The sequence below is a fragment of the Myxococcus sp. CA023 genome, from assembly GCF_010998615.1.
In the GTDB taxonomy this organism is placed as follows: Bacteria; Myxococcota; Myxococcia; order Myxococcales; family Myxococcaceae; genus Myxococcus.
Genome location: NZ_JAAEAH010000022.1, coordinates 1 through 15,812 on the forward strand (window position 1 = coordinate 1; position 15,812 = coordinate 15,812).

Here is a 15,812-nt window from a genome sequence, read left to right on the forward strand (position 1 = left end):
GGGCGGCGGCCCAGACAGGGGGTGGATCAGCCGGCCGCGAGCGCGACTCCGAGTCGTCCTACACTTAGTGTGAAGGTAACCACGGGTAGTTGCTTACCGGGCACCAAAGGTGGGGTTCACCAGCATCCAGGCGAAGGTCCCGGCTGTCATCGGGATGGGCACCGTGAGGTGGCGCAGGGCCCTCGCTGGCTGCCAGTCGAGGCGGAGTCAAGGCCATCCTTTCTGCAATGCCCTCGAGCGGAGCGCACGCTGGTGAGGGTCGGTCGTCCGGCCGGCACACGCCCGTTTCAATCAGGTATAGAAGAGGAGGTCATGCCCGAATCCCCCCCTTCCGGCATTCTCCGTTCCTGGTGGCCGCGCCTGCTCGTGGGGGCCGTACTGGGCGTGTTGCTGTTCGCCGCCGAGTCGTGGCTGCTGCTGCGCTCGGGTGTCGTGGGCATGGACATCCCGGTGGATGGCCCCTACGCCGCGTTGATGGCGGCCGTGCGGCCTGTCCTCCCTGGCCTGCTGTTGCGAGTAGCCGCCGTGTACGCCGTGGCCGGCATGGTGCTGGCCGTGGCGGGGACCTTGCTGGCGCGTGCCTGGGGACGGGGCGGCGCGTGGGCGACGTTGGGGCAGGGGCTGCTGTTGTTCGTGCTGCTGGCGTGGGACCGGGCCATCGCGCGTCCGGCCCTCTTCGATGACCTGCCCGCGCTCCGGTCGCTGCTGGCCTGGCTGGTGGATCATGGCGAGCCCTGGCATCCCCGCGCGGTGCTGGTGGCCTGGCTGGTGGCGCACGCGGCGGTGTGGGTGGCGCGCACGCGGCAGTGGCGGCGCGCGCGATGGGCAGGCGCGGCGCTGGCAGGCGTGGCGGGGCTGTTGGTGGTGGGGAAGAGGATGGCTGGACGCGGCGCGCCCGAGCATCCGCTGGTGGTCGTCATCGGCATCGACGCGTTCCGGCCGGACCGGCTGAAGTCGCAGGGAGGCTCGGGCGAGGTGGCGCCCCACGTGGAGCGCCTGCTGGAGGAGGCCACGCTCTTCACCCGCGCGTACACGCCCATTGCCCAGACGGAGCCCGCGTGGCGTTCGCTGCTCACCGCGCGGTGGCCGCACGAGACGGGCGTGCGCTACTCGCTGACGTCCGACTCGCGGATGCAGCTCCAGCGAACCTTCGCGGAGTCCTTCTCCCAGGCGGGGTGGCGCACGGTGTTCGCCACCGACTGCTCGCGCTTCCATGCGGAGGGGCCCGCGTCCGGCTTCGAGACGCGCCTGCAGCCGCCGCGCGGGGCGGTGAACTTCCTCCTGGAGAAGCTGCGTTACCGCGCGCTGGGCATGTTCGCCGACCACGCGTTGGGCGCCGCCTGGTTGCCCGAGTTCATCGACAACCGCGCGCTGGCCGGCATCCATGACCCCATGGGCTACGCGGAGCGGCTGGCCTCTCGGCTGGTGGACGAGGCGAGCCAGGGCCCCACGTTGTTCGCCTTCCACGCGACGGCGGCGCACTTCCCGGGCGACCCGGTGCATCCGTTCTATCGCCGCTTCGTGCCAGCCTCGGAGCCGCTGGAGCGCCGGCTGCGCATGCACTTCGCCCCGGTGTCTCCAGGCGCGAAGGGCGGCTGGAACCGGGCGGGCGCGGAGGCGCTCTACGATGAGCTGATTGCACAGGCGGACGCGCAGGTGGGGACGCTGCTGGACGCGCTGCGCCGCTCAGGGCGCTATGACGATGCGCTCATCCTCCTGCTGTCGGACCATGGCGAGAGCTTCCACGCGGACCGCGAGGACCTCGCGGGCGCCACGCCGGTACATGGCGCGCGGCTGTCGGAGGAGGAGAACCGCATCCTCCTGGCGGTGAAGCCACCCAAGGGACGGGGGATGGCGCCAGCCCTGGTGGATTCGCTGGTGCGGTTGGTGGACGTGGGGCCCACGCTGCTGGAGTTGTCCGGGCTGCCGCGCCTGTCGGATGTGGACGGCGTGTCGCTGGCGCCGCTGCTGCGCGGCGAGGACCTGGGGCCGCTGTCGCTGTACGCGGAGACGGGCTTCACCCATGTGTTGCCGGAGGTGTTCGACCCGGGGCACTGGCCGGGGGCGCCTCGCTCCTTCGACGCGTACCGCATCCGTCCGGATGGCGTGGTGGAGATGGGGCCCGCGGCCCACGCCCGCATCCTCCAGGAGAAGGACGTGGGCGCCTTCGACGGCCAGCGCTGGTGGGTGGACCGGCCCCAGGCCAACGGCACGGTGCTGCGCGCCTGCCAGGGCGACTGTGCAGGGCCGGACGCACTCGCGCTGGAGGCGTGGTTCGACGGCGTGCAGGGCCGGACGGCGGCGGGAGGCTGGCGTAAGGTGGCCGGCCATGTCGATGACTCCGGACACCCCGAGCCTTCAGGAACGCTACGCACCCCAAAACAGCTGCTTCGGCTGCGGCCCGGCCAACGCCCAGGGCCTGCGCATCCGCAGCCGCGTGGAGGGTGATTCCGTCGTCGCGGAGTGGACGCCGCAAGAGCACCACCACGCCTTCGAGGGCGTGCTCAGCGGCGGCATCATCGGCACGCTGCTGGACTGTCACTGCAACTGGACAGCGGCGTACCACCTGATGCGCGCGCAGGGCGGGGACGCGCCGCCGTGCACCGTCACCGCCGAGTACGCCATCACCCTCAAGCGTCCCACGCCCATGGCCGGGCCGCTGCGCCTGGAGGCGAAGCCGGTGGAGATCCAGGGTGACCGCGCCGTCATCGAAGGCACGCTCACCGCGGGCGGGAAGGTGACGGCCACCTGCCGGGGCACCTTCGTCGCCGTGAAGCCGGGCCACCCCGCGTACCACCGCTGGTAGTGGCGCCAGAAATACCAAGGCCCCGGCGCTTCCACCGACTGAGGCGGGAAGCGGGCGGGGCCCTGGCGGTACCGCGCGTGGGGCGCGTTACTTGTTCATGGACAGCAGCAGGTTGTGCCGCGCGGCCGTGGGGTTGGCCTCCTCGCGGTCCGCGATGCGGTGGACCTGGTTGCCAATCTTGTCCTGCAGCAGCATCAGGCCGTCGAGCACCTGCTCCGGGCGCGGCGGGCAGCCGGGGATGTAGACGTCCACCGGGATGATGCGGTCGATGCCCTGCAGCACCGCGTAGTTGTCGTAGAAGCCGCCCGAGGACGCGCACACGCCGAAGGCCACGACCCACTTGGGCTCGGCCATCTGCTCGTAGACGCGCTTGAGGATGGGGGCCTGCTTCAGGTTGATGGTGCCCACCACCATCAGCAGGTCCGCCTGGCGCGGCGAGAAGCGGGGGAACTCCGCGCCGAAGCGGGAGATGTCGTGCCGGCTGGCGGCCACGGACATGTACTCCATGCCGCAGCAGGCCGTGGCGTACGGATACGTGAAGAGCGAGTACTTACGCGCCCAACCCAGGCCCTTCGAGACGATGGACTGGAGCCAGCCCATGGACTCGTCACGGCGGGTCGTCACGATGTTTGCGAGGTCAGCGTCAGCCATGATGTCTCAGCTCTCCCAGTCCAGGGCGCCCTTCTTCCAGATGTAGATAAGGCCGACCACCAGCGTCGCCGCGAAAACCAGCATCTCCACGTACCCGAACCAGCCGAGCGCCTGGAAGTTCACCGCCCAGGGGTACAGGAACACCGCTTCCACGTCGAACACGATGAACAGCAGGGCCACGACGTAGAACTTCACCGCGAAGCGCTGCCGTGCCGGGCCGCTCGACTCGGAGCCGGCCTCGAAGCTGGTTGCCTTGATGGCGCTCGGGCGGCGAGGACCCAGCCGCGTGGTGATCTGGGGAATGAGCATCGCCATTCCACCCGCCAGCAGCAGGACGACGGCCAGCGGCAGGTATGGCGTGAGGGGAGTCGGAGTCATCGCGCGGCGAACCTAATGACACCGCGCTCGCCATGTCAAAGGGAAAGTCCAGGGGGTGGCGCGCCAACCCCTTGAGATGACGGCGAAAAGCAGTGTTCATGATACCCCAGGGCGCGCATGGCGTGGATCAGCCGCCCGGACGGCTCCCGTCTAGCTGGCCAGTTTGACGCTCCGCGAAGGGACGCCTACCGTCCGAGAACCGTCGGCATCCATCCGGCGTGAAACTTTCTCACCGGGGAGATGGCAAGCATGTGGGGCCGGCTCGGCTTGCGGACGCAGGTGGCCATCGCGGTGCTCGTGCCGTGCCTGGCGGTGGTGAGCTTCTGCGTCGTGTACTTCCCCATGCACCAACGGGAAGTCACGCTGGAGTTGCTCCAGAAGCGGGTGCGGGTGGTGGCGCGGCTGATATCGCAGCACCCCGCGCTCCTGTCCGCGGACAGCACGCCGGAATCCACGGCCCGGGTGCGGGACGTGTTGTCGATGCTGGAGGCCCCGGAGGCGCTGAACGAGCGCAGTGGCTTCACCCTGCGCTACCAGGGGCTGGTGTCGGCGGAAGGCACCGTGCTCCATGGGCGCGGCCCCATTCCCACGGCCATCCGCTCGCTCGGCGTGGAGGGGCTGGAGGGCTGTACCACGTCCACCCAACACGACGAGGTGTCGGTCCGCTGCGCCAGTGGTGAGCGCATCTACGTGGCGGGCTTCGGCGTCCAGGAAGCGCTCAGCTCGGTGGATGACATGCGGGGCGCGGTGCTGGCCGGACTGGCGGGCGCGCTGGTGCTGGGGCTGGCCCTGTCCTTGTTCATCAGCCGCGCCATCGCCGAACCGGTGGCCCGGGTGACGGAGGTGGTGCGGGACGTGGCCCGGGGCGACATGTCGCGTGGGGAACTGGACGTGCCGGCCACAGGCGAGGTGCGCCTCATGGCGCAGTCCTTCAACAAGATGCTGGGCACGCTGCGCACCTCGGTGACGGAGATGGTTTCGCGCACGGAGCAGCTGTCCGGCGCGTCGCGGGGCCTGTTGGGGGCGTCCGCGGACCAGGAGCACGTCATCAGCCAGCAGGCGGCGTACGCGCAGCAGATTGCCGCCACGTTCGAGGAGCTGAGCCGCACGGCCGAGCAGATCTCCAGCTCCACGGAGGTGGTGGAGTCGAGCGCGCGGCGCACCCACGAGGCCGTGGCGGAGGCCATGGCGGTGGTGGCGCAGGTGGTGGCGGGCATCAACGACATCCGCACCGAGTCCAAGGGCGTGGCGGACGCGATTGTCGGCCTCAACCAGGACCTGCAGCAGGTGTCGAAGATTGCCCAGGTCATCAACCAGGTGGCGGAGCGCTCCGACTTGCTGGCGCTGAACGCGGCGCTGGAGGGCACCAAGGCGGGCGAGGTGGGGCGGGGCTTCTCGCTGGTGGCCGCGGAGATGCGCAAGCTGGCGGAGAACGTGTCCGCATCCGCGCGTGACATCGCCCGCATCGTGGAGAAGGTGCAGGACTCCGGCGAGGAAGCGGCGGCGAAGGCCCGCGTGGGCATGGCCACCAGCGACCGGGGCGTGGAGGTGGCCGAGCAGGCCTCCTCCGTGTTCCAGCGAATCGTCGAGCTGGCGCGCGGCACCAGCGAGGCGGCGCGGCAGATCACCATCGCCACCCGTCAGCAGCGCCAGTCCAGCGAGCAGGCCGTGCAGGGCGCCCGCAACGTCGCGGAGCTGGTGAAGCAGGGCGTGGACGCGACGGGACGCACCACGCGCATCGCCCAGGACCTGCAGGCGGTGGCCGAGGGGCTCACCGCCGTCACCAGCCGCTTCAAGACGACGCGGAACTGAGGCTCACTCCCGCTGCCAGCGCAGCTGGAACTCGACCTCGTCCACGCCGTCCTCGCGCTCGTGCTCGATGTTGAAGAGCGCGTCGGCGGGGATGCGCAGGCGCTCGCCGGCGACCTGGATGCTGAAGGCCTTGCCCTCCTCGATGGCGTCCGCCAACCGCCGCAGCTTCGCGACGAAGTCCTTGCGCGGGTACGTCTTCTCCAGGTCTCGGTTCGCTCGCTTCGCCTTCTTTTGCGCCATCGTCGTGGGCTCTTTCGTCCAGGGTTTCCCCGGATGATGGCATCGCCCGCGATGGATGCGCAGCCTGAATCAGCGCGGCATTCGAGACACGCGTCAGCCCATCAGACGGTGGAGGCTGAGGTCCAGGCGGCTCTGGACCAGGCCCAGGAGGCTCTCCACCTCGCGCCCGTCCAGCTTCAGCCGGGCGGCCAGCTCTCGGTGGGTCTGTTTCAGGAGCCGCTCACGGGCCTGGGCCACGTGGCGTGCCACACTGGAGCGGGGCTCCGCGTACAGCGTGGCGATGCGGTCCATGGTGAGGCCGTGGAGGTGGTGCAGGCGCAAAAGCGCGCGCTCCCGTTCGGACAACGTCGCCAGCGCGGCCTGGAGGGATTCGGACAGGGCTTGCCGGGAGTGGGCTTGGAGCACGTTTCGCTCGGGGTCGTCCCGGGACAGCAGCTGCTCCAAGGCCTCCGGAGGCGTGGAGGACTGTTCGTGGCGGCCGGTCTGCTCCAGCAACTCGCCGCCGATGCGCGAGGCGACGATTCGCACCCAGCCGCCCAGCGAGCCCCGGCCCGAGTACTCCGCGATTTTCGGCGCGCCGCCGTGAACGCCCAGCAGGAGCCGCTGGCGCGTCACCTGGAGCACCTCGTCCACCATCCCCGTGAGGTGCTGGGACAGCCGTGCGGCGGCTTTCTGGAGGACGTGCTTCTCGAAGAGCTGCAACGCCTGGGGCTCTCCCTGGGCACAGGCACACGCCAGGTAGACGTCCGCGGCATGGAGCTGCTTGAGCGCATCCAGGGGTGTGCCTTCCGCGCGCAGGTGCCGGCCCACGTGGTGCAACAGGGCCGCGGGCGCCAGTGCCACGGTGGGCCACGCCGCACGGCCTTGGTCGAGCAGCTCCGTGAGCAGGGCCTCCAGCGCGGGCGCGGAGCGCAGCGTGTCGTGCAGTGACTCGGGTGCCCCCGCGAGCAGCAGTGGCGTCAGCGTTTCCGGAGCCTGGCTCATCGGGTGACCTCGCTCACTCGGGGCAGGTGCCGCGCCTGCCATTCCATGAGTTCGTCGTGCTCGCGCCGGGCGCGCAGACCCTGGGCTTCCAGCCACGCTTTCGCCTCGCGGATGAGGGCCGTGGCCTGCTCGCGTCCATCCGGGGCGGGTCGTTCCCACAGGGCCCGTGCGAGGAGGAAGGACACTCGCCCGGCTTCCTTCCGGTCCAGCCACACGCGAGCATGGATGCGCCGTGCGCGCTCGAGCAGCGGGACGGCTTGCTCCGGCGCGCGCAGGCGCAGGTGGGCCTCTCCGAGGCAGGCGAGGTCGAGCGCGACGTCCGGGCTGTCGTCACCCTGCGCGGCTTCATCCAGCGCCAGGGCGCGCTGGCAGCGGGTCAGTGCCGCCCGGAATGCGCCCGTCTCCAGGTCCACCCGGGCCAGGTCCCGCTCCACGCCACATGCCACCACGCTGTCGGTGCCGTTCGCCTTCTGGAGGAGGCCAAGCGCCTGCGTCAGGTTGCGCCGCGCCACCGCCGGTCGGCCCGCGCGCAGGTGAATGAGGCCCAGGTTGCGCAGCGACATCTCCAGGCGCGGCGAGTCCTGGCCCACGCTGCGTTGGATGCGCTCCAGCGCCTGCTGGTTGTGGGCGAGCGCCTCGTCGAGCCGGTCGGAATCATAGGCCACCATGCCCAGCCCCCCGAGCGCGGTGACGGTGCTGGGGTGGTCGGTCCCCTTGCTGCGCTCGAAGATGGCCAGGGCTCGCGCATAGTGGCTCCGGGCTTCCTCCAGGCGCCCCTCGCGGCGCAGCAGGCCCGCCAGGTTGTTGAGGGGGGCGGCCAGGCTCGCGTGGTCCTTGGAGCGTGCGGCCGCCAGCAGCGCCAGCGAGCGTTGGAAGGTGTCGAGCGCTTCTTGCGTGCGGCCCAGGGCGAGCAGCTCGGTGGCGATGTTGTTGAGGTTGAGCGCGAGCACCGGGTGCTCGGGGCTCCACTGTCGCTCCTGGAACGCGTAGGCCTGCGCCTCCTGGTAGAGCGCCAGGGCCTCCTCCGCGCGAAGCTGCCGCGAGCGGACGCGTCCCAGTCCGGTGAGGAAGTACGTCACGCGAGGCCGCGAGGGGCCCGCGGTCCTCCGCGCCAGCTCCAGTCCCTGGGTGAACTCCGCGTCCGCTTCGTCCAGCTTGCCCTGCATCAGGAGCAAGCCGCCCATTCGCAGGTGCAGGTCGGTGGCGATGTGCGGGAAGCGCTCGCGGCCCAGCCGCTCCACCGCGGCGCGGGCGTGGTGCACCAGCCGGTTCGCCTCGTCCATGCGCGCCATCTGGTCGCCCACCACCCACAGGAGGAGGTTCCAGACACGGGCCACGGTTTCGTCGTCGCGGCCCGCCTCGGCGGCCCAGAGCGCCTTGTAGAGGTGCTCCTCGGCTTCCTTGGGCTTGCCCGCGAGCCCATGGGCATAGCCGTGCAGCGTGAGGACCTCTGCCTCCAGCGGGCGGTAGTCCAGCCCCTGGATGTCCTGGAGCAAGGCCGTCGTCTCCTTCAACGCGCCGGGGTGGTTGCCCGCGTCCATGTGGGCCCGCGCCTCGGCCAGCTTGCGTCGCGCCGCGTCCACGCGAGGCCGCAGGGCATCCGGAGGCTGAGGCCGGTTCGCCAGCTCCGGCGCATCCCGGCAGCCGGAGACGCCCTCCAGGGACGCCACCATCTGCGGCGCGTTCTGCACCGTTCGCGCGTCCGCCTTCTCCAGCACGTCGACGACGGCGGCCAGGTGCCACAGCCGTGTGTCCAGGCACGCGGCCGTCTGCCATGAGTCATAGGTGTCATCGCGCGAGGCCGTGCAGGCGTCGGTGCGCAGCTCGCGCCACGTGTCCGCGTGTCCGTCCAACGTGCTGGCGACGGTTTCCCACGCGGCGGCGGCGAAGGGCTTGCCCGTGGCCAGGAAGGCCGCATGGATTCGCGCGCGACGCTCCGGTCCCCAGATGGTGGTGAGCCGCTCCGCCTCCAACTCGCAGCGGGCCTGCCTCCGATGCGCCGCCACGTAGCCCACGGTGAGCCCTAGAAGACATGCCACGGCGGCGGAGGAGCCCACCCAGGCAAGGCGCCTTCCAGCGCGGGGGGCCAGCTCGGTCAGCAGCGCCTCCATCGATGGGAAGCGCTCTTCCGGCTGGGCTCGCAAACCCCGCAGCACCGCGCGCCGCACACGGGCCGGGATTTTCGATGCGCGCTCTGGCGCGCGGATGCGTCCTTCCCGCGCGGCCTGGCCCAACGCCTCCAGCGTCCGGCCCTCGAAGGGGCGCACGCCGTGGAGCGCTTCGTACAGCGCCACGCAGAAGCTGAACTGGTCCGAGCGCGCGTCCACGCCGTGTCCTTGAAGCTGCTCGGGCGCCATGTACGCGGGCGTGCCCAGCAGCGCGCCCGAATGGGTCAGCGGCGAGTCCACCAGCGAGGCCGGCGCCGTCACCGTGTCCAAGCTCGCTGGCGCGGCGTGGCCCAAGACTCGCCGGTGGGAGGGCCGGGCCAGACCGAAGTCCGTGACCCGCACGCGCCCATCCTTCCCGACCAGCACGTTGCCCGGCTTGAAGTCGCGGTGGACCAGCCCGGCGGCGTGAGCGGCCGCCAGTCCCCGGCCCGCGTCCACGAAGACGCGCACCACGTCCTGCCAGGGCCGCGGCGACTCCAGCCACTCGGCCAGCGACGCGCCCTCCACCAACTCCAGCGCCAGGAAGACACAGTCCTCGCAGACGCCCACGTCGTAGACGGTGACGACGTGCGGGTGGGCCAGCCGAGCCAGGGCCTGAGCCTCGCGCAGCAGCCGCAAGCGCAGCTCCTCCAGGTGTCGGCCCTCGGGGCGCAGCAGTTTCAGCGCGACCCTTCGGTCCAGCTCCGGGTCATGGGCCGCGTACACCTCGCCCATGGCGCCCCGGCCAATGCGCTCCTGCACCACGTAGCGTGAGAGCTGGGTGCCCGTGGTCACCAGCGGGCCATCGACGGGCGGGGGCACGGCCTCCGCCGCACTTGCGCCCAGGGCCAGGTGCTCCTGGCAGCGCTCACATCCTTCCACGTGGGCCAGTACGCGCGTGCGGTGCGCGTCCGGGAGCGCCCCTTCGAGGAAGTCGCTCAGTGTCGTCTCGCTCGGGCACCCCATGGAGGCCCGGAGACTAACAAATTCCTGGACTTTTCACTTTTCCCCGCCTGTGGCGGCTCAGGCCTGGGCGCGTGACTTGAGGCGGGCGAAGAGCTCGGGAGGCATGGACGCGGTGCCCAGCCGGTGGTCGGCGGAGATGGCCTCGCCGTGGAAGTCGCTGCCAGCGGTGGGGACCAGGTCCAGCTCCTTGGCCAGGCTGAGATACTTCTGGCGCACGCTGGGGTTGTGGTCCTCGTGCAGCACCTCAAGGCCCGAAAGTCCCGCCTGGGCGAGCGCGCGAATCTCCAGTCGCTCCATGCGCGATGAACCCGGGTGGGCGAGCGTGGCCGTGCCGCCCGCGTTGCGGATGAGGCGGATGGCGTCCTCGCCCGCCAACTTGAAGCGCTCCACCCAGGCGGCGCCGCGCATGCCCAGGAAGCGGTCGAAGGCTTCCTTCACGTCCACCACCCAGCCGCGGTCCACCAGCACGCGGGCCAGATGGGGTCGTCCCAGCTGCGCGTCGCCGGCCACCGCCCGGACGTGCTCCATGCGCACGGGGTAGCCCAGCTGCCGCATGCGCTCCAGCAGGGCGTCCATGCGCTGCTCGCGCTCCAGTCGGAGCCGGTCGGCGAAGCGGGCGATGTCCTCGTCGTCCGGTCTCAGGAAGTGCCCCAGGATGTGGCACTCGCGTCCATGAATGAACGCGGAGATTTCGATGCCCGGCACCAGCTCCACGCCGTGGGCGCGCGCCGCCACCTCGGCCTCGGCCAACCCCGCGACGGTGTCGTGGTCGGTGATCGCCAACACCGTCACCCCGGCGGCGGCCGCCCGCGCCAGCAGCTCCGTGGGAGCATATTGACCGTCGCTGGCGGTGGTGTGCGAGTGCAGGTCAATCACGGCGGGCTCCAGGGTGTGGGTGAATGTTCCCCATACGCGACCTATGCCGGGTTTCACACCAACTTGCGGCATGGGGGGTGCCGCCGCCACCCAGGGTGTGGCTACTGTCCGAGCCCTATGGGCAAGAAGTCCGATACGACCATCGAGAACCGGGTCTACCTCTTCGAGTCACTGGCGAGCAGCTACGTGGCGTCCGCCACAGAGGTCTTGTCCTCGGAGGACCCCGCGGTGCGGCAGCGCGCGCGCCGGGCCCTGGCGGAGCTGGCCTTCGTGTCCTGTGTCATGGCGGACACTTCTCATCTGCCGGCCGAGCAGGTTCGGGCCCAGGTGCTCGGCGCGCCCGAGCGCGTCCCAGAGGTCCCTTCGAAGGTGGCCGGCGGAGCGGCCCGGAAGCGCAACAAGTAGCGGCCCCTGTCGCGGTTCGGGTGGTATGTCGGCGGAGCCCTTTTGCTTCGAGGAGCGCCGACATGAGCCCGCCGCAGACGCCCGCCACGGGCGTGGTGATGACGCTGGTCAGCCAGCCCCAGTTCAAGACGCAGCTCACCCATGGCCCGTCGGGCACGGTGAATCAGACGGAGGCGCCGCGCGACAACGGCGGCACCGGTGGCAGCTTCTCACCCACGGACCTGGTGGGCGCGGCGCTGATGTCGTGCGCGGTGACGACGATGCACCTGTTCGCCTCGCGTGAAGGCATTGCCCTGGGCGAGGTGAGCGCCCGTGTGGAGAAGCGGATGTCGCCGCCGCCGCGCCGCATCGCCGAGCTGGTGCTGGACATCCAGATGCCGGCCGGCCTGTCCGCCGAGCACCGGGCCACATTGGAGAAGGTGGGCCGCGAGTGCCCGGTGGCCCGCAGCCTCCACCCGGACGTGAAGCTGCCGCTGACGTTCAGCTATCCGGACTGAGGACGCCAGGCTGCTTGCCCTCCTGGGGGCTTGCCCGCGAATGCTGCGGGTGGGCCCCTTCGTGTTCATCCTCCCCGACTGCGGGGCTCGTCCTGGAGGACACGGCATGCATGCGAAGCGGCTGGGCATCTACCTCAATGACCACCTGGCGGGCTCGGTGGGCGGGCTGGAGCTGGCAATCCGCACGGAGGCGGAGAACCACGGCAACCTGCTGGGCCGCTACCTGGCGACGCTCATCCCCGAGCTGAAGGAAGACCAGTCCACGCTGCTATCGGTGATGGACGCCCTGGAGCTGAAGCGAGATGGGCTGAAGACGCGCGCCGCGTGGGCCGTGGAGAAGGTGAGCCGGCTGAAGCTGAACGGCACACTCGTGCGCTATTCGCCCTTGAGCCGGCTGCTGGAATTGGAGGGCCTGTGCGCGGCCACGGAGGGCCGCTTGTCCCTCTGGCGCACGCTGGCGCGCGTGTCGGTGAAAGACGCGCGGCTCGCGGTGTTTCCCTTCGAGTCGCTCGTGCAGCGCGGCGAGGCGCAGCGCTCCGTGCTCCAACGCCTGAGGGCCCAGGCGGCCGACGTGGCCTTCGCGGAGGAGCCGCAGCCTTTCGGCACCGGAGAGCCTCTCGTCGCGGGCCACTGACGGACGCCCGGGCATGAAGAAGCCCCCTGCCGCGGCGAGCGACAGGGGGCGAGGACTTCATTCTGGCGCGGGGCTCAGGTGCCCGACGTTCCCGAAGCGCCGGGGGCCGGCGTCGTGGGCCGGGCGCCCGAGGCGTCTGGCGTGGGCACCAGACGGAGCTGGCTGGCGCTGCTGCCGAAGCTCGCGTCCACCTCGCGCTCCAGGTACGTGTAGCCGGACAGGCCATCCTCGTACATGCGCAGCAGGTTGCGCGATTCGTCCAGGGTGATGCGGCCCTGGCGCAGCGCGGCCTCGGTGAACTTGCGCAGCTTCGCCACCAGGTCGTCCTTGGTGTAGCTGACGTAGTTGAGCACCTCCGTCACCGTGTCGCCGGCCACCACGTGGTCGATGAGGTAGCCCCCGTTGGGCCCCAGCGACACCTGCACGGCGTGCGTGTCGCCGAACAGGTTGTGGAGGTCGCCAAGGATCTCCTGGTAGGCGCCCACCATGAAGATGCCCAGGTAGTAGTCGTCATCGTTGAGCGCGTGCAGCTCGAGGGCGTCCTTCACCTCGCGCTTGTCGATGAAGTGCTCGATCTTCCCGTCCGAGTCGCAGGTGATGTCCGCCAGCGTCGCGCGGCGCGTCGGCTTCTCCGCCAGCCGGTGGATGGGCATCATCGGGAAGAGCTGGTCGATGGCCCACGAGTCCGGCAGCGACTGGAACACGGAGAAGTTGCAGAAGTACGTGTCGTTGAGCGCCTTCTCCAGGGAGTCCAGCTCCTCGGGAATCTCGCCCTGCTCACGCGCGATGCGCATGATCTTGTGGCAGGTGGCCCAGTAGATGTTCTCCGCCGCCACGCGCTGCTCCAGCGACAGGTGGCCCAGCGAGAAGAGGGTGAGGCTCTCCTCCTTGGCGTCCTGCACGTCGTGCCACGCCTCCAGCAGGTTCTTATTGGTGACCTCGCGGTAGGTGGACCAGAGGTTGCGCACCACGGAGGGCGCCTTCTCGTCCACCTTCTCGGGGACCGGCGCCGGGTCGAACTCGCTGGTGCCCAGCACGTCCACCACCAGCACCGCGTGGTGCGCCACCACGGCGCGGCCGGACTCCGACACCAGCGTGGGGTGCGGCACGCCGGCCCGGTCGCAGGCCTCCATGACGCCGAACACCACGTCGTTGGCGTACTCCTCCGTGGTGTAGTTCATGGAAGAGGCGAAGTTCGTCTGGGAGCCGTCGTAGTCCACGCCCAGGCCGCCGCCCACGTCCAGGTACTTCAGCGGCGCGCCCTGACGGGCCACCTCCACGTAGAAGCAGCCCACCTCACGCAGCGCGTTCTTCACGTTGCGGATGTTGGAGATCTGGCTGCCCAGGTGGAAGTGCAGCAGCTCGAAGGAGTTGAGCAGGCCCGCGTCCTTCATGAAGCCGATGCAGTTCATCAGCTCGGAGGAGGTCAGGCCGAACTTGGAGCGGTCGCCGCCGCTGGCCTCCCACTTGCCGGCGCCGCGCGTGGACAGCTTCACGCGAATGCCCAGCCGGGGGGCGATGCCCGTGCGCCGGGCGACCTCCGCGATGAGCGGCAGCTCGCTGGGCTTCTCCACCACCAGGATGACGTTGCGGCCCAGGCGCGAGTAGAAGAGCGCCGTCTCGATGTACTCCTCGTCCTTGTAGCCGTTGCAGATGACGAGCGCGTTCTCGTTCTCCAGAAGCGCCATCACCGCGAGCAGCTCCGGCTTGCTGCCGGCCTCCAGCCCGTAGTTGTAGCCCTTGCCCGCCTCGATGAGGGTCTCCACCACGTAGCGGTGCTGGTTCACCTTGATGGGGTACACGCCGCGGTAGCCGCCCTTGAACCCCTGATCGTTCATGGCCTTGCGGAAGGCCTCGTTCAGGTGGACCACGCGGTGGCGCAGCACGTCCGTGAAGCGGATGAGCAGCGGAAGGCCGATGCCCCGGCGGCGCACTTCGTCGACCAGCTCCTTCAGGTCCATGTTCGGGGCCTGGGGACCGTCCGGGTGGACGATGACATGGCCCTTCTCATTGATGCCGAAGTAGGGGTTGCCCCAGTTCCGGATTCCGTACAGCTCGTGCGCGTCGGCGAGGGTCCAGCGGTGGGGAGGGGCGTTTACGGGCATCGGCGTCTCGAGGCTCCCTGGGGTAGATGGGGGTGGACTCCCGTGAACAACGGAACGATCACAGGAATCGCGCGGGAACTATCGGAAAGCCCCTCGGTATTCAACAGCCGCTTGTGCGGGGGGCAGGCAGGCTGGCGGGGCGGCCGCCCGGTGCTCCTCCTCCCGCGGGCCGACCCTCCATTCAATTCCTACCCTTTTCCCGTGAGTCATGAGGGACGCGTGGAAACAAGGGGAGGGTACATGGAGTCGTCCGCACGCAGGGAAGAAGCGGTGCTGACCCCGCGGGAAATCTACGAGCGGCTGGAGCGCTTCGTCATCGGCCAGGACGGCGCCAAGCGCGCCGTGGCCATTGCGGCCCACAATCACCTCAAGCGTCTGCTGGCGCGAAGGCTGCGCCGGACGTCGCTCATCAAGAAATCCAACATCTTGCTGATGGGACCTACCGGGAGCGGCAAGACGCACATCGCCCGCAATCTGGCGGACATCCTCCACGTGCCGTTCACCACCGTGGACGCCACCGAGTACACGGAGGCCGGCTACTACGGGAAGGACGTGGAGGTGATGATCTCCGACCTCCTCTTCAAGGCGAACCACTCCGTGGAGGACACCCAGCGGGGCATCATCTTCATCGACGAGGTGGACAAGATTGCCCGCCGCTCCCAGGGCGCCCGCAACGGCGCGGGCAGCCGCGACATCGGCGGCGAGGGTGTCCAGCAGTCGCTGCTGAAGCTGCTGGAGGGCCGCGAGGTGTACGTGCCCCTCAACGTCACCCAGGCCTGGAACAAGAGCGACTTCGTGCAGGTGGACACGCGCGACATCCTCTTCATCTGCGCGGGCACGTTCAGCGACTTGCACGACGACGGGGATGAGGGGCGCCGCGCCATGGGCTTTGGCGCGGAGGACGCGGTGAGGCGCAGGCAGAAGCGCATCAGCACCCGGCAGTTGACGGACTTCGGCATGCTGGCGGAGTTCCTCGGCCGCCTGCCGGTGGTGGTGCAGTTGGAGCGGCTGGGCGAGGAGGACCTGCTTCGCGTGCTCACCGAGCCGCCGGACTCCATCGTGCGCGAGTTCCGCGAGCTGCTGTCCATGGACGACCTGGAGGTGGACTTCGCCGACCTGGGCCTGCGCGAGGTGGTGCGCTATTCCGTGGAGCGCGGGCTGGGCGCTCGAGGATTGCGGTCCATCCTGGAGCACGTCATGGCGGACGTCATGTTCGAGGCGCCCGAGCGGCGGCGGCGCCAGGTGACGGTGGACGCGGGCTTCGTGCGAGAGCGGCTGCGGGGGCTGGATTCGACGCAGCTGGACGTGTGA

14 protein-coding genes are annotated in these 15,812 nt (G+C 70.0%); 7 read left to right on the forward strand and 7 right to left on the reverse strand.

Going from position 1 to position 15,812, the window contains the following annotated elements; all coding sequences use genetic code 11:
• Positions 1-312: 312 nt before the first annotated feature.
• Both F8M74_RS11885 and F8M74_RS11890 read left to right on the forward strand, forming a co-directional pair.
• A complete protein-coding gene (locus tag F8M74_RS11885; protein WP_141255779.1) occupies positions 313-2,448 on the forward strand; it encodes a sulfatase-like hydrolase/transferase in 2,136 nt (711 codons plus the stop codon).
• On the forward strand, positions 2,438-2,806 hold the full coding sequence (locus F8M74_RS11890; RefSeq protein WP_171410334.1) for a PaaI family thioesterase: 369 nt from the start codon (positions 2,438-2,440) through the stop codon (positions 2,804-2,806). The genes F8M74_RS11885 and F8M74_RS11890 overlap by 11 nt, the downstream gene beginning before the upstream one ends.
• A gap of 87 nt (positions 2,807-2,893) precedes the next feature.
• On the opposite strand, the gene F8M74_RS11895 is transcribed toward F8M74_RS11890, so the two are convergent.
• Together F8M74_RS11895 and F8M74_RS11900 are read right to left on the reverse strand one after the other, a co-directional pair.
• Positions 2,894-3,457, reverse strand: a complete 564-nt coding sequence (locus F8M74_RS11895) for an NADH-quinone oxidoreductase subunit B (RefSeq protein ID WP_013939311.1) — start codon at positions 3,455-3,457, stop codon at positions 2,894-2,896.
• 6 nt (positions 3,458-3,463) lie between these two features.
• Complete coding sequence (locus F8M74_RS11900) at positions 3,464-3,835, reverse strand: NADH-quinone oxidoreductase subunit A (protein ID WP_141255777.1); 372 nt, start codon at positions 3,833-3,835, stop codon at positions 3,464-3,466.
• 249 nt (positions 3,836-4,084) lie between these two features.
• Here F8M74_RS11900 and F8M74_RS11905 point away from each other — a divergent pair, with 249 nt between their 5' ends.
• The gene (locus F8M74_RS11905; protein WP_171410335.1) at positions 4,085-5,647 is read left to right on the forward strand and encodes a methyl-accepting chemotaxis protein; all 1,563 of its coding nucleotides are present in this window, start codon (positions 4,085-4,087) and stop codon (positions 5,645-5,647) included.
• 3 nt (positions 5,648-5,650) lie between these two features.
• Here F8M74_RS11905 and F8M74_RS11910 read toward each other — a convergent pair whose 3' ends face one another.
• From F8M74_RS11910 to F8M74_RS11925, 4 genes are all read right to left on the reverse strand, one after another.
• Complete coding sequence (locus tag F8M74_RS11910) at positions 5,651-5,887, reverse strand: amphi-Trp domain-containing protein (RefSeq protein ID WP_140790252.1); 237 nt, start codon at positions 5,885-5,887, stop codon at positions 5,651-5,653.
• A gap of 93 nt (positions 5,888-5,980) precedes the next feature.
• Positions 5,981-6,871: a sigma-70 family RNA polymerase sigma factor gene (locus F8M74_RS11915; protein ID WP_141255775.1), complete on the reverse strand. Its 891-nt coding sequence runs from the start codon at positions 6,869-6,871 to the stop codon at positions 5,981-5,983.
• Positions 6,868-9,984, reverse strand: coding sequence for a tetratricopeptide repeat protein (locus F8M74_RS11920; protein WP_141255774.1), 3,117 nt, complete (start codon positions 9,982-9,984; stop codon positions 6,868-6,870). Before F8M74_RS11920 ends, F8M74_RS11915 begins: the two co-directional genes overlap by 4 nt.
• A gap of 57 nt (positions 9,985-10,041) precedes the next feature.
• Positions 10,042-10,860 (reverse strand): PHP domain-containing protein, encoded by an 819-nt coding sequence (locus F8M74_RS11925; protein WP_141255773.1) that lies wholly within the window; start codon positions 10,858-10,860, stop codon positions 10,042-10,044.
• A 117-nt stretch (positions 10,861-10,977) separates the two neighbouring features.
• On the opposite strand from F8M74_RS11925, the gene F8M74_RS11930 reads away from it, so the two are divergent.
• The 3 genes from F8M74_RS11930 (at position 10,978) to F8M74_RS11940 (ending at position 12,396) form a co-directional block, all read left to right on the forward strand.
• On the forward strand, positions 10,978-11,265 hold the full coding sequence (locus tag F8M74_RS11930; RefSeq protein ID WP_141255772.1) for a hypothetical protein: 288 nt from the start codon (positions 10,978-10,980) through the stop codon (positions 11,263-11,265).
• A 62-nt stretch (positions 11,266-11,327) separates the two neighbouring features.
• A complete protein-coding gene (locus tag F8M74_RS11935) occupies positions 11,328-11,762 on the forward strand; it encodes an OsmC family protein (RefSeq protein ID WP_011552807.1) in 435 nt (144 codons plus the stop codon).
• 106 nt (positions 11,763-11,868) lie between these two features.
• Positions 11,869-12,396 carry a hypothetical protein gene (locus F8M74_RS11940; RefSeq protein WP_228560472.1) on the forward strand — a complete coding sequence of 176 codons (528 nt, stop codon included), beginning with the start codon at positions 11,869-11,871 and terminating at the stop codon, positions 12,394-12,396.
• A gap of 74 nt (positions 12,397-12,470) precedes the next feature.
• Here the strand turns inward: F8M74_RS11940 and speA are convergent, their stop codons facing one another.
• A complete protein-coding gene (speA, locus tag F8M74_RS11945; protein WP_141255770.1) occupies positions 12,471-14,501 on the reverse strand; it encodes a biosynthetic arginine decarboxylase in 2,031 nt (676 codons plus the stop codon).
• A 240-nt stretch (positions 14,502-14,741) separates the two neighbouring features.
• On the opposite strand from speA, the gene clpX reads away from it, so the two are divergent.
• Entirely contained in the window at positions 14,742-15,812 is a 1,071-nt protein-coding gene (gene clpX, locus F8M74_RS11950) for an ATP-dependent Clp protease ATP-binding subunit ClpX (RefSeq protein WP_141255769.1), read from the forward strand.